Raw genomic sequence first — 20,282 nt, forward strand, 5'->3', positions numbered from 1 at the left:
GCCGGAGACCGCATGCCCGCCGCCCTGTCGCTGTTCGCCCCTGCCACCGAGGCCACCCGCCACGAAGCCGCCACCCTGATCCGGGATGTCCGCGGGATCGACTGGCTGAACCTGCTGGAAACTTGGGGCCTGCGGCTGCTAGCGGCGATTGCGATCTTCGTGATTGGCCGCTGGCTGGTGCGCCGATTGTCGAATGCCCTGGACCGGGTGCTGGGACGCGCCAATGTCGACCCCACCCTGGGCGGCTTCCTGCGCAACATCGCCTATGCGGTGATGCTGGTGCTGGTGATCTTCACCGCACTGACGGCTCTCGGCATTCCCACCACGTCGATGTTCGCCATGCTCGGCGCCGCGGGTCTGGCGGTGGGCCTGGCGATCAAGGATTCCCTGTCCAATATCGCTGCCGGGGTGATGCTGATCGTGCTGCGGCCGTTCCGTGCCGGCGATCATGTGGTGATCGGCGGTCAGGAAGGCATCGTCCAGGAAATCCGTGTGTTCCAGACCTGGCTGCGCAGTTTCGACCATCGCGTGCTGATCCTGCCCAACAGCCAGATCGCCACCGCCGAAATCATCAACTACTCGATGCTGCCGCTGCGCCGGATGGAGGTCAGCGTGGGCGTGGGCTACAGCGATGACCTGAAACTGGCGCGCACACTGTTACTGCAGATCGCCCGCGACAACCCGCTGATCGTGGACGACCCTGCACCGGTGGTGCGCGTGATGGCGCTGGCCGACAGCAGCATCACCCTGACCCTGCACGCCTTTGCCCGCAACGAGGACTACATGGACGCACGCAGCCAGGTGGTGGAAGCCGTGCGCGACGTGCTCACCGCAAACGGCATCAACATTCCGTTCCCGCAGCGCGACCTGCATCTGCATTACCCAACGCCGCCTCCGACCAGCGCCAGTTGAAAGCGCAGGGCGGGTATCGCTCAGGTGTTGCTGGCCGGACCCGCCAGGGCCGCGAAATGGACGCGGTAGTGGCGCAGCTCCGCGATCGAGTCGTGCACGTCGCTCAACGCGGTGTGAGCGGATTCCTTCTGGAACCCGGCCAGCACCTGCGGCGCCCAGCGCTTGGCCAGCTCCTTGATCGTGCTGACGTCCAGATTGCGGTAGTGGAAATAGGCTTCCAGTGTCGGCATCAGGCGGTGCAGGAAGCGCCGATCCTGGCAGATGGAGTTGCCGCACATGGGCGACGTGTTGGCCGGCACCCACTCGCGCAGGAAGGCCAGCGTGCGCGCCTCGGCCTCCGCCATCGGCACGCCCTCCTCCAGCACCCGGCGCCACAGCCCGGACTTGCCGTGCTGGTTGCGGTTCCAGTCATCCATCGCCTCCAGCGTGGCGAGGGGGTGGGCGATGGCCAGTTCCGGACCTTCGGCCAACACGTTGAGCTGGGCATCGGTCACCACCGTGGCGATTTCCAGAATGGAATCGCGCCCTGTGTCCAGGCCGGTCATTTCCAGGTCGATCCAGATCAGGCGGTCTTGGGCAGCATCGGCAGGCATGGGGCTCGCACGCGTGTTCAGGTAGCGGCATGATACCGGCTTGCCGATGGGACGCCGCATGCTCCAGCAAACCGCCACCGCGATCGCCACCAATGCGCTGGGCCACCACGCCATCCTTTCCGCGATGCTGGCGCCGGCGTTCTTCCTCACCGCCACCGCCGGCCTGCTGGCCTCGGCCAACGCCCGCCTGGCACGCGTGGTAGACCGGCTGCGCGCACTGCTAGCCAGCTGGGAACAGGGTTCGCCCGATGCCGGCGAACGCGAGGACCAGATCCGCCGCCATCGCCAGCGTGCACACCTGGTGCTGCGTGCCTGCCGGCTGCTTTACGGCGCACTGGCCAGCTTCGTGGGCACCAGCCTTGCATTGGCAGCCGATGCCCTGCTCGACTCCCGGCTGGGCGGCCTGCCGACGGCGATGGCGGTGCTGGGCGTGCTGTTCCTGCTTGCGGCCAGTTTCGCCATGTGGCGAGAAGTCAGCCTAGCGGTGAAGAGCTTCGACCTGGAGCTGGACCAGGTGATGGCACAGAAACGCCGCTGATCATCCCCGCGCTTTGCCGCGCCGGGCACGGAAATAGTCCGTGAGCATGGGCCCGGCGATCTCCGCCAGCACGCCGCCGACGACGTCAATGCGGTGGTTGTGGCGCGCATCCTCCAGCAGGTCGAACACGCTGCCGGCGGCGCCGGTCTTCGGATCAAATGCGCCGAACACCACACGGGCGACGCGGGCGTGCACCATCGCCATCGCGCACATGGCGCAGGGTTCCAGGGTCACGTAGAGCGTCGTCCCCAGCAGGCGGTGGTTGCCCAGCCGGCGGCCCGCTTCGCGCAGGGCGACGATCTCGGCATGGGCGCTGGGATCGTGCTCGCCGATATTGCGATTCCAGCCCTCGCCCAGCACCGCACCGTCGGCGGACACCACGACCGCACCCACCGGAATCTCGTCGTCCTCGTCACGGGCGCGCTCGGCCAATGCCAGCGCGTGGCGCATCCAGCGTTCGTCGGTGGACTGCAGGTCGGTCATCGAGCGATCGATGTGGTGGATGCGGGTGGATGGAAGAGGCACTCGTGGCGGTCAGACGCATCGACCAACCCGGTTCCGCCTGCTCGACGCGGCAATGAACGACCTGCGCACCCGTGGTGCGCGAGCAGGCCGTTCATTCCCATTCGATCGTGGCCGGCGGCTTGCCGGAAATGTCGTAGACCACGCGGGAAACGCCGCGCAGCTCGTTGATGATGCGGTTGGATACGGTGCCGAGGAAGTCGTACGGCAGGTGCGCCCAGTGCGCGGTCATGAAGTCGATCGTTTCCACCGCGCGCAGTGCGATCACCCACTCGTAGGCACGGGCATCGCCCACCACGCCCACCGACTTCACCGGCAGGAATACCGCGAACGCCTGGCTGGTCTTGTCGTACAGGCCGGCCTTGCGCAGCTCATCGATGAAGATGGCATCGGCCTTGGCCAGCAGCTCGGCGTACTCGGGCCTCACCTCGCCAAGGATGCGCACTCCCAGCCCCGGGCCCGGGAACGGATGGCGGTAGACCATCTCGCGCGGCAGGCCGAGTTCGACACCCAGCCGGCGCACCTCGTCCTTGAACAGCTCGCGCAGCGGCTCCACCAGCCCCAGCTTCATATGCTCGGGCAGGCCGCCGACGTTGTGGTGGCTCTTGATGACGTGGGCTTTGCCGGTCTTGCTGCCGGCCGACTCGATGACGTCCGGGTAGATGGTGCCCTGCGCCAGCCACTTGGCGTTCTTCAGCTTGGCCGATTCCTCGTCGAAGATCTCGACGAACAGATTGCCGATGATCTTGCGCTTGGCCTCCGGGTCCGACACGCCCTTCAGCTTTTCGAAATAGCGCCCGGCCGCGTTCACGCGAACCACCTTGACGCCCATGTGCTCGGCGAACATCGCCATCACCTGGTCGCCTTCCTGCCAGCGCAGCAGGCCGGTGTCGACGAACACGCAGGTCAGCTGGTCGCCGATCGCCCGGTGCAGCAGCGCCGCGACCACCGAGGAATCCACGCCGCCGGAGAGGCCGAGGATCACCTCGTCCGACCCCACCTGCTCGCGCACGCGGGCGATCTGGTCGTCGATGATGTTGGCCGCCGTCCACAGCGTGGCGCAGCCGCAGATATCCACCGCAAAGCGGCGCAGCAGCGCCTCGCCGGCCGCGGTGTGGGTGACTTCCGGATGGAACTGCACGCCGTAGATCTTCCTGGCGTCATCAGCGAACGCGGCGATGCCCAGGCGGTCGGTACGGGCGGTGACGGTAAAGCCCTCCGGCGCGCGGGCGACGTGGTCGCCGTGGCTCATCCACACGTTGCGCAGCGCGTCGGTGGTGGCCACCTTCGACAGCAGCGCGTCCTCGCCGATGATCTCCAGCGTCGCATGGCCGAATTCGCGCTGGTTGCCAGCCTCGGTGGCGCCGCCCAGCTGCACGGCCAGCGTCTGCATGCCGTAGCAGATGCCCAGGATCGGCACACCGGCCTCAAACACCTGCGCAGGCGCGGCGGGGCAACCGGGCTGGGTGGTCGACTCGGGCCCGCCGGAGAGGATGATGCCCTTCGCGCCGAACGCGGCGATCTCCGCCGGGTCGTGGTCCCAGGCCCAGATCTCGCAGTACACCCCGATCTCGCGGATGCGGCGCGCGATCAGCTGGGTGTACTGCGCGCCGAAATCGAGGATCAGGAGCTTGTCGGAGTGGATGTCGCCGTGCGCGGACTGGGTCATCGTGGTGGTTTCATATGTTGGAAACAAAGAAGGGAAACTCGCGTCTCCCTTCCGTGGCATGCCTCAACCCGCGCGGTAATTCGGCGGTTCCTTGGTGATCTGCACATCGTGGACGTGGCTCTCGCGCTGCCCCGCACCGGTCACCCGTACGAACTGCGGGCGCTTGCGCATGTCCTCGATGGTGGCGCAGCCCACGTAGCCCATGGTGGCGCGCAGGCCACCCACCAGCTGGTGCACCACGCCGGCCAGCGGGCCGCGGTACGGCACCCGCCCCTCGATGCCTTCCGGCACCAGCTTGTCGGCATCCGAGGCATCCTGGAAATAGCGGTCCTTCGAGCCCTTCTCCATCGCGCCGAGCGAGCCCATGCCGCGGTAGCTCTTGTAGCTGCGGCCTTGGAACAGCTCGGTTTCGCCGGGGCTTTCCTCGGTGCCGGCGAACAGGCCGCCGATCATCACGCTGGACGCCCCCGCCGCCAGCGCCTTGCCGATGTCGCCGGAATAGCGGATGCCGCCGTCGGCGATCAGCGGAATGCGGTCCTGCAGCGCGCTGGCCACCATGTCGATGGCGGTGATCTGGGGGACACCCACGCCGGCCACGATGCGGGTGGTGCAGATCGACCCCGGGCCGACGCCCACCTTCACCGCATCGGCACCGGCATCCATCAGGGCCAGCGCGGCATCGCCAGTGACGATGTTGCCACCCACCACCTGCACCTTCGGGTAGTGCTTCTTGACCCAGGCCACGCGGTCGATCACGCCCTGCGAATGGCCGTGCGCGGTGTCCACCACGATCACGTCCACGCCGGCGGCCACCAGTGCCTCGACGCGTTGCTCGGTGTCGCCCCCCACGCCGACCGCGGCGCCCACCAGCAGGCGCTCGCTGGCGTCGTAGGCCGCGTTTGGGTTGTCCGACTTCTTCTGGATGTCCTTGACGGTGATGAGGCCGCGCAGCTCGAAGGCGTCGTTCACCACCAGGACTTTCTCGATGCGGTGCTTGTGCAGCAGGTCCAGCACCTCGTCGTCGCTGGCGCCCTCCTTCACGGTGACCAGCTTGTCTTTCTTGGTCATCACGTAGCGGACCGGATCGTCCAGTTTCTTCTCGAAGCGCATGTCGCGGCCGGTGACGATGCCGACCAGGTGGCCCGAGGCATCCACCACCGGCACGCCGGAAATGTTGCGCGCGCGGGTGAGCTTGAGCACCTCGCCGATACTGGTGTCCGGGCCCACCGTGAACGGGTCGCGGATCACGCCGGCCTCGAAGTTCTTCACCCAGGCCACCTGCGCGGCCTGCGCCTGCGCGGTCATGTTCTTGTGGATGATGGAGATGCCGCCCAGCTGGGCCATTGCCACCGCCAGCCGCGCTTCGCTCACGGTGTCCATCGCCGCGGAGGCAATCGGCAGGCGGATGCGCAGGTCGCGGGTGAGGCGCGTTTCCAGCGAAACGTCCTTGGGCAGGACGGCGGAATGCGCGGGGACGAGCGAAACATCGTCGTACGTCAGTGCTTCAGCCAGGATGCGGAGCATCGGCAGACCCATGAGCAGTGGGGAAGCGCGTCATTCTAGCGCTTTTTGCCTCTGCCTTGCTGTCACCCGGCGGTGCGGCCGGCCACCCACGTGCCAGCGCCTCCCGCAAAAGCGGTCACCGGCCCGCCCTGCAGGATCCTGCCCCGGAGGCTATCCGCCTGGTTGCGGGGCAGGCCTGTGGCCGCTCCGCAATTCCGGGGCTTCCTGCCGGGAGAAAACCTCAGCCCTTGGCGTCGGCCAGTTCCGCCGCTTCCAGGGTGTTCTGCATCAGCGTGGCCACGGTCATCGGCCCCACCCCGCCCGGTACCGGGGTGATCCAGCTGGCGCGTTTTGCCGCCTCCTCGAAGCCCACATCGCCCACCAGACGGCCGTCGTCAAGGCGGTTGATACCGACGTCGATCACCACCGCGCCCGGCTTGACCCAGTCGCCCGGGATCAGGCCCGGCCGGCCCACCGCCACCACCAGGATGTCGGCCTCGCCAACGTGGCGCTTCAATACGTCCGGCGGGGTGAACTTGTGGCAGCTGGTCACGGTGCAGCCGGCGATCAGCAGCTCCTGCCCCATCGGCCGGCCGACATGATTGGACACGCCGACGATGGTGGCGCTCTGCCCGCGCACCGGCCGGTCGGTCCAAGCCAGCAGCGTGGTGATGCCGCGCGGCGTGCACGGGCGCAGGCCGAACTGGCGCAGCGCCAGATGGCCGACGTTCTGCGGATGGAAGCCATCCACGTCCTTGTCGGGATGGATGCGCTCGATCAGCGCGCTGGCATCATGGATGCCGGGCAGCGGCAGCTGGATCAGGATGCCGTGGATCTTCGGATCGGCGTTGAGCTGGTCGATCAGGGCCAGCAGTTCGGCCTCGGTGGTGCCCGTTGGCAGGTCGTAGTCGAAGGCCTGGATGCCCACCTTGTCGGCCGCGCGACGCTTGTTGCGCACGTAGGACTGGCTTGCGGGATCGCTGCCCACTAGCACCACCGCCAGACCGGGCCGCGACTTGCCCTCGGCCAGGCGCGCATCCACGCGCGCCCTCAGGGTCTCCAGGAGTTCGTCGGCGATGCGTTTTCCATCAAGGATGCGGGCAGTCATGCGGTACGGCCGAGGAGCGTCGGGGCGCGCATTATCGCGCAGCCGCCCCCGTTGCGCCTTGCTGCCCTACTCCGAGCCTTGCAGCGGCACGCTATCCGGCGGCACCAGCGGTGCCTGCCCCGGTGCGGGGCAGCGTGGCACGCCCGAGCCCAGCACGCAGTTGATGCAGCAGGTCGGCGCCACTGGCGCACTGGGCAGGAACGACGGCGGCGCCACGGGCCCCAGCCGGGCAAGCGCGTCCTGCGGCTTGAGCTTGAGCAACGCAGCCCAGTCCTGCCGGTTGAAGCTGCACGCGGCCTGCGTTTCCGGCGAGCACTCGACGTCGCCGTCGGTCCGGCGCGGCACGCCCCACAGCTGGCCCTGCGCATTGAGGTTGAACAGGCGCATGGTGACCGCCTGCTGTACGTTGCCGCCCACCGCATAGGCTTTGCCGCTCTCGACACCAACGACAAGATCGCAATGCATCGGCAGGCTGCTGGTGTTGCCGTCGATCGCCTTGGCCAACCCCTCGGGGCCGTACACACGGCCGGTACGCACGTAGCAGAGCATGTCGCCCGTCGCCAGCGCGGCCGTCATCGGATCAACCAGCACGTAAGGACTGTCGGCGGATTCCCGGCGGGCGGCGCGGACGTAATCGAAATGGCTGGCTGAGCTGCGGAACCCGGGCACGCCCGCGCGTTGCATAACCCAGCTGATGAACGCGGCCGACCAGGGGTTGTCGATGACGAAGCCGCGACAGCCCAAACCGGGATAAGTCAGGCTGACGGCGGCGTACTGGCAGTCGCTGGCGCCCGGCTTGAATCCCATCGGCCCCAGCAGGCCGCTGGCCTGCCAGTAGAACGCCACGCGCCGCCACGGAGCCCCGCCATCCTTCAACCCGCTGGCCTCCGCCTCGTAGGCATTGAGGCTGGCCAGACGGCCGTCCGCATCGATGAACGGCCGGTTCCAGCGCAGGTGCTCGTCGCAGGCGATCGCGGCGATGCGCGTCGCCACTTGCGGGTCGGCCTGCCGGCCTGCCAGCGTCGGGCAGGGGTCCGCGGCCAACGCCTGGCCACCGGCCAGCAGCAGCAACAGGCAGAGCCAGGCAAGCCTCCAGGTCATCCGGACCATATCGTCCCTCCTCATCCGCATTGCGCCACTGCAATGAAGTGCCATGGACTGCAGACGGGTTTCAGCCGCTGCGCTTGACGTGGCGCATCAGGCGCCGCTTCTTGGCGACCTGGCGCTCGGTCAACTCGTTCTTCCTGCCTTCGTACGGGTTGCTGTTCTCGCGGAACACGAAGCGGATCGGCGTACCGACCAACTTGAAGCGTTTGCGGAAGAAGTTCTCGAGATAGCGCTGGTACGTGGCGCTGAGCGTCTTCAGGCGCGTGCCGTGGACGACGAATGTTGGCGGCACGTCTCCCCCCGGATGGGCGAAGCGCAGCTTGGCCACGTGGCCGCGTACTACCGGCGGCGGATTGGCGGCATACGCCGCCTCGATCGCGCGGGTCACGTCCGAGGTGCTGAATTGGCGGGTGGCCGACCCATGCGCGCGGTGGATCGCCCGGAACAGCTCGCGCAGGCCCGAGCCATGCAGTGCGGAAATGCGCACGCGCTCTGCCCAGTCCACGAAGGACAACTTGCGCGCCACCAGCGCCTCGGCCTGCTGGCGCTCGTAATCGGTGCGGCCATCCCACTTGTTGAGCACGATCACCAGCGCACGACCGGCATCCAGCACGGCGCCCAGCACGGTTGCGTCCTGATCGGTCACGCCCTCGCTGGCATCCAGCATCAGCACCGCGACCTGGCACTGCTCAATCGCCTGCAGGGTTTTGAACGCGGAGAATTTTTCCACCGCTTCCTCTACCCGCGCGCGACGACGCAGACCTGCGGTGTCGATCAACCGGTACTTGCGGCCTTCGCGTTCCAGGTCCACCGCGATGGAGTCGCGGGTGGTGCCAGGCACTTCGGAGGCGATCATCCGCTCTTCGCCGAGGATGCGGTTGACCAGCGTGGACTTGCCGACATTGGGCCGACCAACGAAGGCGATGCGGATGCGCTCAGGGTCATCGTCGAGGGTTTCCGCATTGCCCGCCTCCGGCAACCATCCGGCGATCTTCGCCATCAGGACGTCGAGCCCGGTGCGATGCGCGCCCGACACCAGCAGCATGTCCGAGAGGCCGTAGCGGGCGAACTCGGCCTGCGCGGCACGCTGGTCGATGCCATCGGCCTTGTTGACCACCAGCACCGTGCGCTTGGAGAGCTTGCGCAACCAGCGCAGGATTTCATCGTCGAGAGCAGACGCACCTTCGCGGCCATCCACCACGAACAGAATGATATCGGCCTCCTCGGCAGCAGCGCGGGACTGGCGTGCTGTTGCACCCGCCAGCCCTTCGTCCTCGCCAGCGATGCCACCGGTATCAACCAGCACGAACGGCCGATCCTCCAGCAGGCGGCACACGCCATAGTTGCGGTCGCGGGTCACCCCGGGCTCGTCGTGCACCAGGGCATCGCGGGTGCGCGTCAACGCATTGAACAGCGTGGACTTGCCGACATTGGGACGCCCGACCAGGGCTACGAGGGGAAGCATTGGATCACACCTTTGGCCGCGGATGCCCGCAGCATTGCGTTGGAATTCCCGGGCACTGGGACCCGGCTCAAAACAACGACGGCCCCGGCAGGGTAGCCGGGGCCGCCAGGATCTGCCAGCCGATGCGGCCGGCGCGGCGCGTCACTGCAGCGTGAACGCAGCCAGCTTGCCGTCCACGGATTGCACCACCAGGATGCCATCGGCCGCGACGACAGGCTTGCCCGCCACCGCCTTGCCCAGCTTGCTGCGCGCGGCGAACGCGCCGTCGTTCAGGCGCAGCCAGTGCACCACGCCTTCGAAATCGCCAACCACCGCGTAGTCGCCCTGCACCGTCGGCGCCGATACAGCGCGGTTCAGCAGGCCGGCCTGCTTCCAGAGGCTACCACCGCTGTTCTTGTCCAGGCCCACCACGTTGCCATCCTTGTCGGTAATGACCACAGCGGAATTGCTGAGCCCCAAGCCGCGCGGGCCGCCGCTGTCGCTGACCCACATCACCTGGCCACTCGGGCCGTCGATGGCAACGGTGCGGTTCTTGTAGCTGGTGGCAAACAGCGTCGTGCCCTCCAGTACCGCCTCGCCGTCCACGTCGGCCATGCGTTCGAGCTCGGTGCGGCCGTCCGGCTCGGCGACCGGGGTCGTCCACAGCACGTTGCCGTCATTCATGTTGAGTGCGGTCAGGCTGCCATCGTCACCGCCGACGAAGACGATGCCCGGGCCCAGCGTCAGGCCGCCGGTGCCGCGCACCGTAAGCGTGGGGGTATCGACGCTATGGAACCAGCGACGCGCGCCGGTCTCGGCGTCGAATGCCGTGACCCGACCGTCGTTGGAATGTACAAACACCATACCCCCGCCGATCGCCGGCGCGGCCAGGACTTCATTGTTGACCTTCGCGGTCCATTTCTCATGGCCATCGGTGGCATCCAGGGCCAGCACGTCGCCCTCCAGGCTCCCGGCAACCACCAGTCCGCCGCCCACGCCGGGCCCGCCGCTGAGTGGCAGCTTGGTGTCGTGGTGCCAGCGCTGCGCGCCGGTGGCAAGGTCGAGCGCGTACACCCCCCCCTCCACGGCCGCCGCATAGACGGTGCCATCGGCGATAGCCGGATGCTGGCCGATGCCCAGGTACTTCTCGCCCTTGCCGACCTGGACGGTCCACAGACGCTTGACATTGATCGTGGGCGTGATGTCGACAAGCTTCGCCGGCTCACCGGCCTTGTCCTTGTGGCGGCCGCCGAACAGGTTCTTGACCGAGCTGCAGCCGGGCACCACCAGCAGCGCCGCCAAGGCGATGCCACACATCCGCAGGTAATGTTGCTTGTCCATCAGCCATTGGCTCCCGTATGCGGCAGGGCACCGCCCGCCTCGACCAGTTTCATCTCGACCAGCCGGTGCTGCGGATCCGCCACGTCGATCAGCGCCAGCGCCTTGCGGTAGGACGCCTGGGCCTTGGCCTTCTCGCCCATCGCGAACTCGGCATCGCCGCGTGCCTCCAGCATCAATGCGTTGCGCCCGTCATCGAGCAGCGGCAGGGCTTCCGCAGCCTTGCCCGCATCAATCAGCAGGCCTGCCAGGCGCAGCTGCACGACCGGCTTGAGATCGGTCTTCTCAACCTGGCCAAGCGCGCGCAGGGTGGCGATGGCATCGTCGCGCTGGCCCGCATCCACCTGGGCCCGGGCCAACTGCAGCGCGGCAAGCGCCGCCAAGGTTGGATTGGCTTTCTGCAGCGTTGCCAGCAACGCCTTGCCCTTGTCCGCGGGGATCTTGCCGGCCTCAAGCGCCTCGCTGGCCTGGGCATACGCAGCGCTTGCCGCCATGCCCGCTTGCAGCCGCTGCCCTTGCCACCACTGCCAACCGGCGATCACCGCTAGGCCAAGGCCCACGCCGCCAATCAAGCCAAGCGCATTGCTGCGCAACCAGTTGCGGACTTTTTCGCTTTGTTCGTGCTCGTTGAGCAGTTCGTCGATCGCCATGCTGCCTCTCGCCCGCCGTCCTGGACGGGGCGCCTGTCATTGTATCGGGGGATGCCCGAACCGCCGGCAACTCAATTCGCCGCGGTGAGCGTGCCGTCGGAGGATACCTCAAAGCGCGCGACGTTCGCGCGGGCATGCGCCACCGCATCGACGGGCCTGCCGCGACTTTCCAGCGTCACCGCGGCCGCATTGCCGATGGTCATGCGGGCCACGCGCGCAGGCGCGTAGCGACGTTCGGTACCCGCCGCCAGCAGCGCCTTCTCCAGGACACTGCCGTCGCGGGCGACCACTTCCAGCCAGGTCGGGGCGCTTGTCCGCAGCAGGATGTCTGTCGGTGCTTGCGACACCGCCAGCGGTGCCATCGACGCGACAACCGTCCGCGGCGCAAGCTCATCGGCGGGCAGCGCGGTGGCCGGAGCATCCAGGGGCGCCACCGCGGTTGCTGCGCTGGCCTCCGCCAAGTGTTGGCGGGTAGCCACCCATGCCGGGATCACCAGCGACAGGGTCAGCACGATGTAGACCAGACGACGGCCAATCTGTTCGGCCCACCATTGGACCTTGGGAATATGGGTCCGGCTCACCAGATGGGTGGGTTCGACCTGACCGACGTCCAGCGCCTCCATCATCGGCGCCGTGGTGAGCCCCAGCAGCCGGGAGTAACTGCGCACTTGGCCACGCACGAAGACCGGCGCGCCCAGTTTGGCCCAATCCTCCGCCTCCAGCGAGCGGACGATGCGTGCAGGCATGTGCAGGCGCCCGGCAACCTCCTCCACGCTCAAACCCGCCGCTTCGCGCGCCGACCGCAGGCGCTCGCCGCAGCCGGCCAAGGCCTCATGGGTCGGATCAGGATGGCGGGTCAAGGTCATTGCCGGGGCGGAACCGTGCTGGAGCCTGAAGAAATCGCCTGCAAACGTAAAAGATAGCGCGAAGCGGCCACATTGTCGCCTGTTTTTTCCTCGATCCGGGCGGCAAGCTGCAAAGCAGCCGGGTCATCGGGGGCAAGCGCAAGCCAGCGTTCGGCAAACGCCCTCGCCTCGAGGTAAGCACCGCGCGCATATTCCAGCGCAGCCATTCCCGACAGCGCCGGCACGTTTTCCGGATCCAGCGCCAGGACCGCGCGCCAGCTGGCCTCGGCTCGCACCGGCTGGCCCGCTTTTTCGGCACAAGCACCGGCATTCGCCAACGCCACCGCGGGGGTGCTGTAAGCCGGATCGGCCAAGGCACGATCGAACCACAACAGCGATGCCTGCGCCTGCCCGTTGGCGCAAAGCCAACGTCCGTAGTTGTTGGCATAGATGCCATTGCCCTGCGAACCCGTGGCTGCGGCCTGGAAGTACTTGCCTGCCGTAGCCTCTTCCCCACGCGCCTCGGCAATCAGGCCCAACAGCGTCTGGGCGTCGCCGGAACCGGGCTGCGCTTTGAGTACCTTGAGCGCACTGGCCTGCGCCTCATCGAATTTGCCCTGCTGGTAGAGCAGACTGGCCGAGGCCAGCAGCAGGGTGGGATCACCAATGTCCTGGGCGTGCTTGCCACTCACATCGTAGCGTGGCGCCACCTGGGTGTAGCCGCGCTGATGCGCGCTGGGGCGGACGATGGTCAGCCGCTCGAGCTGGCTGCAGCCGGCCGCCACCAGGCAGCCCAAGACCAGCAGCGCAAGCCTTTTACGCTGCATCGGCAGCCCCCGTGGCCAACAAGTGTTTGCGGTGCTCGGCGGAACGGCGCGTGCGGTCCATCACCTGCCCTTTCAGCTGGCCGCAGGCGGCATCGATATCGTCGCCGCGGGTGCGCCGCACCGGCGCGATCATGCCGGCGTTGTTCAGCAGTTTCTGGAACGCCCGGATGGCGCCTTCGTCGGGGCGCTCATAGCGGGCGCCCGGGAACGGGTTGAACGGAATCAGGTTGACCTTGGCCGCGTCCTTCATCTGCACGCGGCGGTCAAAATCGCGCAGCAGCGCCACCAGCGCGCGGGCATGCTCCGGCTGGTCGTTGACGCCGCGCATCAGGGTGTATTCGAAGGTGACGGACTCGCCTTTCTTGCGCAACGCATAGCGCACGCAGGCATCCATCAGCTCAGCGATCGGATACTTGCGGTTGAGCGGCACCAGCTGGTCGCGCAGCTCGTCAAACGGCGCATGCAGCGACACCGCCAGCGACACATCGCTTTCCTGCGCCAGCCGGTCGATCATCGGCACCATGCCGGCAGTGGACAGGGTAACGCGCTTGTTGGCCAGGCCGTAGCCAAGGTCATCGCGCATGATGCTCATCGCGCGCACGACGTTATCGAAGTTGGCCAACGGCTCGCCCATGCCCATCATCACCACGTTGGTGAGGCGGCGCTGCTGGTGCGGGACATTGCCGAGATGACGCGCCGCCACCCATACCTGACCGATTATTTCGGCAGTGGTGAGGTTGCGGTTGAAGCCCTGGGTCGCGGTGGAGCAGAACGTGCAGTTGAGCGCACAGCCCACCTGCGAGGAGACACACAGGGTGCCGCGCCCCTTGTCCGGGATATACACCGTCTCGATGGCGTTCTTGGCATCCATGCCCAACAGCCACTTGTGTGTGCCGTCGGCGGAGGCCTTGTCGAACACCACCTGCGGTGCGCGGACCACGGCATGCGATTCGAGCTTTGCCCGCAGCGCCTTGCCGAGGTCAGTCATCTGGGAAAAGTCGGTGACGTAGCGGTGGTGGATCCACTTCATCACCTGATGCGCACGGAATTTCTTTTCGCCCAGCACCTCTTCGAAGAAACGCTCCAGGCGGGGGCGATCGAAATCAAAGATGTTGGTGCGGCCGTCCGCGCCGGCGTCGACCGGGGTGACAGCAGACGCACCCCCGCCCTCGCCCACCAGAGCGATGTCGAGAGCGGAGGAGCGCGGGTGCGTCATGGCAACGGCCTCGTCAGCGCGAATAGACGTCGGTGGCCGGGAAGAAGTAGGCGATCTCGATCGCAGCGTTCTCCAGCGAATCGGAGCCATGCACGGCGTTGGCGTCGATGCTCTCGGCGAAGTCGGCGCGAATGGTGCCCGGGGCGGCTTCCTTCGGGTTGGTGGCGCCCATCAGTTCGCGGTTCTTGCGCACCGCGTCCTCACCTTCCAGCACCTGGATCATCACCGGGCCGGAAATCATGAATTCGACCAGCGCATTGAAGAACGGGCGCTCGCGGTGCACGGCGTAGAAGCCCTCGGCCTCGGCCTTGGACAGGTGCTTCATCTTCGCGGCGGCAACCTTCAGGCCGGCCTTCTCGAAGCGGGTGTAGATTTCACCGATGACGTTCTTGGCGACGGCATCGGGCTTGATGATCGAAAGGGTGCGCTCCAGCGCCATGGGACTCTCCGGATGTGGCGGGCGTCCATGCCGGATCGCCCGAGGATAACAGAAAAACCCGCGTACTGGCGCGGGTTTGGCCGATATGGCTACTGATGATTCTAACCGATTTCTCCAGCCGTCGGCACCTGCGCCCAAGTCCCGCGGATGGCCGGCGGGCGCGATTGACATACGCCAGCGTACGGAGTAATCTCAAACGAGCGTTTGATTTGGAGGCGCACGATGGCCGCCGCGCAGCATTTCTCGACCAAGGATCGGATCCTCCACGCTGCCGAGGCGCTGTTCGCACAGCAGGGCTTTGCCACCACCTCGCTGCGCCAGGTGACCAGTCTGGCCGACGTCAACATCGCCGCGGTCAACTACCACTTCGGCAGCAAGGACAACCTGATCAACGAAGTGTTCCGCCGGCGCATGGATGTGATGAGCGCAGAGCGGCTGGCGGCGCTGCGGCAGGCGGTGGAAACCGCACCGGGCCAGCTGGAGCCGATCCTGGCCGCCTTCATCGAGCCGGCGCTGGCCATGGCGCAGGACCGCCAGGGCGGAGGCGCCTTCATCCGGGTGATCGCCCGCACCTACGCGGAAAACAACGAGAATTTGCGCAAGTTCCTGTCCGACCAGTACGGCCATGTCCTGCGCGAGTTCGCCCAGGCGTTGGCCGACTGCCTGCCCGGCCTGGGCAAGGAAGCGCTGTACTGGCGCCTGGATTTTCTGTCTGGCGCGCTGACCTATGCCATGGCCGACTTCGGCCTGATCAAACGCCCCCTCAACGCCCCCGAGGCGGCCCACCGCAGGCGTGCCGCACAGATGCTGATCCGCTTCGCCGCGGCCGGCTTCCGTGCGGATGCAACCTGATTTTTCAAGGAGATGGAAAACATGTCTCAGAAACTGCTTGTACGCCGCGTCGCCGTGCTGGGTGCCGGCGTGATGGGCGCCCAGATCGCCGCCCACCTGACCAATGCCGGCATCGACACCGTGCTGTTTGACCTGCCGGCCAAGGACGGCGACCCCAATGGGATCGTGCGCAAGGCCATCGCCAACCTGGGCAAGCTCAGCCCCGCTCCACTGGCCAGCAAGGCGCTGGCCGACGCCATCACCCCGGCGAACTACGAACAGGATCTTGCGCTGCTTAAGGGCTGCGACCTGATCATCGAGGCGATTGCCGAGCGCATGGACTGGAAGCAGGACCTCTACAAGAAAATCGCTCCGTTCGTACCGGCGCACACCGTGCTGGCGTCCAACACGTCTGGCCTTGGCATCGATGCGCTGGCCTCGGTGCTGCCGGAAGAACTCCGCCACCGCTTCTGCGGCGCGCACTTCTTCAACCCGCCGCGCTACATGCATCTGGCCGAGCTGATCCCGGCCAGTACCACCGAGCCGGCAGTGCTGGATCAGCTGGAAGCCTTCCTGACCACCCAGCTGGGCAAGGGCGTGGTGCGCGCCAAGGACACGCCCAATTTCATCGGCAATCGCATCGGCGTGTTCTCGATCCTGTCGGTGATCCACCACACCCGCCAGTTCGGGCTGGGGTTTGACGAGGTGGATGCGCTGACCGGACCGCTGCTGGGCCGGCCCAAATCGGCCACCTACCGCACGTCCGACGTGGTCGGCCTGGACACCATGGCGCACGTCATCAAGACCATGGCCGACACCCTGCCGCAGGACCCCTGGCATGGCTACTTCCAATCGCCCGACTGGCTGCAGGCGCTGATCGCCAAGGGCGCGCTGGGCCAGAAGACTGGCGCCGGCATCTTCCGCAAGGCGGGCAAAGACATCCTGGTTCTTGACCTCGACACGCAGGACTACCGCATGGCGGATCGTGGCGCCGCGCCAGAGGTTGTGGAGATCCTGAAGCTGAAGAACCCGGCCGAGAAGTTCGCCAAGCTGCGCGAAAGCACCCATCCGCAGGCGCAGTTCCTGTGGGCCTGCTTCCGCGACCTGTTCCATTACAGCGCTTACCACCTGGCCGACATCGCCGACACCGCGCGCGACGTGGATCTGGCCATCCGCTGGGGCTACGGCTGGGCGCAGGGCCCGTTTGAGACCTGGCAATCGGCGGGCTGGTCGCAGGTGGCGCAGTGGATCCGTGATGACGTCGCCGCCGGCAAGGCGATGAGCAGTGCCGCTCTACCGGCCTGGGTGTCTGCACGCGATGGCGTGCATACGGCAGAGGGCAGCTACAGCCCGTCCCGGAACGCCGTGCTGCCCCGTTCGTCGCTGCCGGTCTACCGCCGCCAGCGCTTCCCCGACCCGGTGCTGGGCGAGCGTTTCGCGCCGGGCCAGACCGTGTTCGAGAACGACGGCGTGCGCATGTGGCACGACGGCGACGATATCGCCGTGGTCAGCTTCAAGACCAAGATGCACACCGTTTCCGACGCTGTGCTGGATGGGCTGCAGGAGGCCATCACCCGCGCCGAGCGCGACTTCGCCGGCCTAGTGATCTGGCAGCCGAAGGAACCCTTCTCCGCCGGTGCCGACCTGGCGGGCGCGCTGGGCGCGCTGCAGGCCGGCAAGCTGGCCGAGTTCGAGGCCATGGTGGCCAACTTCCAGGCCACCAGCCAGCGGATCAAGTATTCGCTGGTGCCGGTGGTGGCGGCAGTCCGCGGCCTAGCGCTGGGCGGTGGCTGCGAGTTCCAGATGCACAGCGCGATAACCGTGGCGCACCTGGAAAGCTACATCGGCCTGGTCGAGGCCGGCGTCGGCCTATTGCCGGCCGGTGGCGGGTTGAAGGAGTTCGCGGTGCGCGCCTCCGCGGCGGCGGGCCCCGGCGGCGACGTGTTCGCCGAGCTGAAGAAAGTGTTCGAGACCGTGGCGATGGCCAAGGCCTCCAACTCGGCGCTCAACGCCAAGGAACTGGGCCTGCTGCGCGGCACCGACAAGATCGCCTTCCACGCCCACGAGCTGCTGCATATCGCCAAGGCCGAGGCGCGCGGGCTGGCTGAGGGCGGCTATCGCCCGCCGCTGCCGGCGCGCCGCATCCAGGTCGCGGGCGACGTCGGCATCGCCACGTTCCGGATGCTGCTCGTCAACATGCTGGAAGGCCGCTTCATCAGTGAGTACGACTACGAGATCGCCGACCGCATCGCCACCGTCCTGTGCGGCGGCGACGTGGATCGCGGCGCACTGGTGGACGAGGACTGGCTGCTCAAGCTCGAGCGCAAGCACTTCGTCGAGCTGGCACAGCAGGAAAAAACCCAGGCCCGCATCGCTCACATGCTCAAGACCGGCAAACCGCTGCGTAACTGACATGAAACAGACCAGGCAGCGCACCCAGGCGTTTCCGCGGCAGGCGAACAGTGTGCGTTCCGCCCGCCTGCGCGGCACCGGATGCGTTGCCGCAGCGGCACAGCCTTGTGCCGTCTCCTTTCCAGACATTGGAGTTCATCCATGAGCAAGCAGATCCAGGACGCCTACATCGTCGCCGCCACCCGCACCCCGGTTGGCAAGGCGCCCAAAGGCGTGTTCCGTAATACCCGCCCGGACGACATGCTGGCGCACGTGCTGAAGGCCGTGATTGCGCAGGCACCGGGCATCGACGTCAACCGCATCGACGATGCCATCATCGGTTGCGCCATGCCGGAAGCCGAGCAAGGCATGAACGTGGCGCGCATCGGCGTGCTGCTGGCCGGCCTGCCCAATACCATTGCCGCGCAGACCATCAACCGCTTCTGCTCGTCCGGTTTGCAGGCGGTGGCCCTGGCTGCCCAGCAGATCCAGCTGGGCCATGCCGACCTGATGCTGGCCGGCGGCACCGAATCGATGAGCATGGTGCCGATGATGGGCAACAAGGTGGCGCTGTCGCCAGCGGTGTTCCGTGATGATCACGTGGCGATTGCCTACGGCATGGGCATTACCGCCGAGAAAGTCGCCGATGAGTGGAAGGTCTCGCGCGAGGATCAGGACGCCTTCGCCCTGGCCTCGCACCAGAAAGCGCTGGCGGCACAGGCGGCTGGCGAGTTCCGCGACGAAATCACTCCATACGATGTGGTGGCCCGGCTGCCCGATCTTGCCGGCAACACCGTGCAGGTGAAGCAGGTGCGGGTGGAAAACGACGAAGGCCCGCGTCCCGACACCTCGCTGGAAAGCCTGGCCAAACTGCGCCCGGTGTTCCGTAACGGCCAGTTCGGCGGCAGCGTCACCGCCGGCAACGCCTCGCAAATGAGCGATGGCGCCGGTGCGGTGCTGCTGGCGTCCGAACAGGCGATCAAGGACTACGGGCTGACTCCGCTGGCCCGCTTCGTCAGCTTCTCGGTGGCCGGCGTGCGTCCGGAAGTGATGGGCATCGGCCCAGTGGCGGCCATTCCCAAGGCGCTGGCACAGGCCGGCCTGCGCCAGGATCAGCTGGACTGGATCGAGCTCAACGAGGCCTTTGCCGCGCAGGCGCTGGCGGTGATCCGCAGCCTCGGCCTGGACCCGACCCGGGTCAATCCGCTGGGCGGTGCCATCGCGCTCGGCCACCCGCTGGGGGCCACCGGGGCCATCCGCACCGCCACGTTGGTGCATGGCCTGCGCCGGCGCAAGCAGAAGTACGGCATGGTGACCATGTGCATCGGCACCGGCATGGGCGCCGCCGGTATCTTCGAGGCGCTTTGAGCGTAGTGCCAGGAACGAAAACGGCGCCGTCAAGGCGCCGTTTTCGTTGACAGGGTGCGCGCCGGTTTACGTTTCGACCACACCCATTTCGCCCAGCGCATCCTGCATCAGTCGGCGCGCCGCGTCGCTGAGTTTCTCGTTGTCCAGCGCATAGCGGATGGTGGCCTCGATGAGGCCCAGGTGGGTGCCGCAGTCGAACCGGGTGCCGTGGAAACGAAAGGCATCGACGCGCTCGCGATCCAGCAGCGCGGCGATGGCATCGGTCAGCTGGATCTCGCCGCCGGCGCCTTTGGGAGTACTTTCCAGCAGATCGAAGATCGCCGGCGACAGCACATAGCGCCCGACCACCGCCAGCGTGCTGGGGGCCTGCTCGGGCCGGGGCTTTTCGACGATCTGGCGGATCCGCCCGGCCTGCCCGGTAAATGCGTCGGTGGCCACGATGCCGTAGCTTCCAGTCTGCTCGCGCGGCACGTCCTGCACCGCCACCACACTGGCACCGGTGGCCTGGGCATGGTCGGCCATCTGCTTGAGCGCACCATCGCCGCGACTCCAGATCAGATCGTCCGGCAGCAGCACGGCAAAGGGCTCACTCCCCACCACCGGGCGGGCGCACAACACTGCATGGCCCAGCCCCAGTGCCTCGGCTTGGGTCACGAACACGGCGCGCACGCCCTCGGGCAGCACGTTGCGGACCAGCGCCAGTTGCTCCTGCTTGCCCGACCTTTCCAGCTTCTGCTCAAGCTCATAGGCCTTGTCGAAGTAGTCCGCCACCGCGTGCTTGTAGCGGTTGGTGACAAACACCAGGGTGTCACAGCCGGCTGCGATGGCTTCGTCCACCGCGTACTGGATCAGCGGCCGATCGACAATCGGCAGCATCTCCTTGGGCACGGTCTTGGTGGCCGGCAGGAAGCGGGTGCCGAGCCCGGCGACGGGAAAAACGGCTTTGCGGATGCGCGCTGGGGACTGTGTCGTTGGCATCCG

Annotated in this window: 19 protein-coding genes; 5 read left to right on the forward strand and 14 right to left on the reverse strand. The window is 67.0% G+C overall.

Features of this window, described 5'->3' with window-relative positions; genetic code table 11:
* Positions 1–12 precede the first annotated feature (12 nt).
* Entirely contained in the window at positions 13–912 is a 900-nt protein-coding gene (locus ACK4SG_RS00410) for a mechanosensitive ion channel family protein (protein ID WP_409598896.1), read from the forward strand.
* 20 nt (positions 913–932) lie between these two features.
* On the opposite strand, the gene orn is transcribed toward ACK4SG_RS00410, so the two are convergent.
* Positions 933–1,505 (reverse strand): oligoribonuclease, encoded by a 573-nt coding sequence (gene orn / locus ACK4SG_RS00415; RefSeq protein ID WP_409598897.1) that lies wholly within the window; start codon positions 1,503–1,505, stop codon positions 933–935.
* A gap of 58 nt (positions 1,506–1,563) precedes the next feature.
* Between orn and ACK4SG_RS00420 the strand changes: the two genes are divergently transcribed.
* On the forward strand, positions 1,564–2,043 hold the full coding sequence (locus ACK4SG_RS00420; RefSeq protein ID WP_409598898.1) for a DUF2721 domain-containing protein: 480 nt from the start codon (positions 1,564–1,566) through the stop codon (positions 2,041–2,043).
* Here the strand turns inward: ACK4SG_RS00420 and tadA are convergent, their stop codons facing one another.
* The 12 genes from tadA to ndk form a co-directional block, all read right to left on the reverse strand.
* Entirely contained in the window at positions 2,044–2,526 is a 483-nt protein-coding gene (gene tadA, locus ACK4SG_RS00425; protein WP_409599671.1) for a tRNA adenosine(34) deaminase TadA, read from the reverse strand.
* Positions 2,527–2,659: 133 nt separating this feature from the next.
* Positions 2,660–4,234: a glutamine-hydrolyzing GMP synthase gene (gene guaA / locus ACK4SG_RS00430; protein ID WP_409598899.1), complete on the reverse strand. Its 1,575-nt coding sequence runs from the start codon at positions 4,232–4,234 to the stop codon at positions 2,660–2,662.
* A gap of 63 nt (positions 4,235–4,297) precedes the next feature.
* Complete coding sequence (gene guaB, locus ACK4SG_RS00435) at positions 4,298–5,758, reverse strand: IMP dehydrogenase (protein ID WP_409598900.1); 1,461 nt, start codon at positions 5,756–5,758, stop codon at positions 4,298–4,300.
* Positions 5,759–5,978: 220 nt separating this feature from the next.
* Positions 5,979–6,845: a bifunctional methylenetetrahydrofolate dehydrogenase/methenyltetrahydrofolate cyclohydrolase FolD gene (gene folD / locus ACK4SG_RS00440; protein WP_409598901.1), complete on the reverse strand. Its 867-nt coding sequence runs from the start codon at positions 6,843–6,845 to the stop codon at positions 5,979–5,981.
* A gap of 66 nt (positions 6,846–6,911) precedes the next feature.
* Positions 6,912–7,946, reverse strand: a complete 1,035-nt coding sequence (locus ACK4SG_RS00445) for a DUF2272 domain-containing protein (protein WP_409598902.1) — start codon at positions 7,944–7,946, stop codon at positions 6,912–6,914.
* A gap of 70 nt (positions 7,947–8,016) precedes the next feature.
* Entirely contained in the window at positions 8,017–9,417 is a 1,401-nt protein-coding gene (der, locus tag ACK4SG_RS00450; RefSeq protein WP_409598903.1) for a ribosome biogenesis GTPase Der, read from the reverse strand.
* A 141-nt stretch (positions 9,418–9,558) separates the two neighbouring features.
* Positions 9,559–10,737 (reverse strand): outer membrane protein assembly factor BamB, encoded by a 1,179-nt coding sequence (gene bamB, locus ACK4SG_RS00455; protein WP_409598904.1) that lies wholly within the window; start codon positions 10,735–10,737, stop codon positions 9,559–9,561.
* Positions 10,737–11,384, reverse strand: coding sequence for a YfgM family protein (locus ACK4SG_RS00460; RefSeq protein WP_409598905.1), 648 nt, complete (start codon positions 11,382–11,384; stop codon positions 10,737–10,739). Before ACK4SG_RS00460 ends, bamB begins: the two co-directional genes overlap by 1 nt.
* Before the next feature lie 71 nt (positions 11,385–11,455).
* Positions 11,456–12,244, reverse strand: coding sequence for a helix-turn-helix domain-containing protein (locus ACK4SG_RS00465; RefSeq protein WP_409598906.1), 789 nt, complete (start codon positions 12,242–12,244; stop codon positions 11,456–11,458).
* 2 nt (positions 12,245–12,246) lie between these two features.
* Entirely contained in the window at positions 12,247–13,056 is an 810-nt protein-coding gene (locus ACK4SG_RS00470; protein ID WP_409598907.1) for a tetratricopeptide repeat protein, read from the reverse strand.
* Positions 13,046–14,272: a 23S rRNA (adenine(2503)-C(2))-methyltransferase RlmN gene (gene rlmN, locus ACK4SG_RS00475; protein WP_409598908.1), complete on the reverse strand. Its 1,227-nt coding sequence runs from the start codon at positions 14,270–14,272 to the stop codon at positions 13,046–13,048. The genes ACK4SG_RS00470 and rlmN overlap by 11 nt, the downstream gene beginning before the upstream one ends.
* Positions 14,273–14,285: 13 nt before the next feature.
* A complete protein-coding gene (ndk, locus tag ACK4SG_RS00480; RefSeq protein WP_409598909.1) occupies positions 14,286–14,711 on the reverse strand; it encodes a nucleoside-diphosphate kinase in 426 nt (141 codons plus the stop codon).
* 222 nt (positions 14,712–14,933) lie between these two features.
* On the opposite strand from ndk, the gene ACK4SG_RS00485 reads away from it, so the two are divergent.
* The 3 genes from ACK4SG_RS00485 to ACK4SG_RS00495 all read left to right on the forward strand — a co-directional run bounded on the left by ACK4SG_RS00485 (position 14,934) and on the right by ACK4SG_RS00495 (position 19,301).
* Positions 14,934–15,563: a TetR/AcrR family transcriptional regulator gene (locus ACK4SG_RS00485; RefSeq protein ID WP_409598910.1), complete on the forward strand. Its 630-nt coding sequence runs from the start codon at positions 14,934–14,936 to the stop codon at positions 15,561–15,563.
* A 21-nt stretch (positions 15,564–15,584) separates the two neighbouring features.
* The gene (locus ACK4SG_RS00490) at positions 15,585–17,954 is read left to right on the forward strand and encodes a 3-hydroxyacyl-CoA dehydrogenase/enoyl-CoA hydratase family protein (protein ID WP_409598911.1); all 2,370 of its coding nucleotides are present in this window, start codon (positions 15,585–15,587) and stop codon (positions 17,952–17,954) included.
* A 141-nt stretch (positions 17,955–18,095) separates the two neighbouring features.
* On the forward strand, positions 18,096–19,301 hold the full coding sequence (locus ACK4SG_RS00495; RefSeq protein WP_409598912.1) for an acetyl-CoA C-acyltransferase: 1,206 nt from the start codon (positions 18,096–18,098) through the stop codon (positions 19,299–19,301).
* Positions 19,302–19,367: 66 nt separating this feature from the next.
* On the opposite strand, the gene galU is transcribed toward ACK4SG_RS00495, so the two are convergent.
* Positions 19,368–20,279: a UTP--glucose-1-phosphate uridylyltransferase GalU gene (galU, locus tag ACK4SG_RS00500; RefSeq protein WP_409598913.1), complete on the reverse strand. Its 912-nt coding sequence runs from the start codon at positions 20,277–20,279 to the stop codon at positions 19,368–19,370.
* Positions 20,280–20,282: the final 3 nt, after the last annotated feature.

This window comes from Thermomonas sp. (assembly GCF_046293095.1).
Taxonomy (GTDB): Bacteria; Pseudomonadota; Gammaproteobacteria; order Xanthomonadales; family Xanthomonadaceae; genus Thermomonas.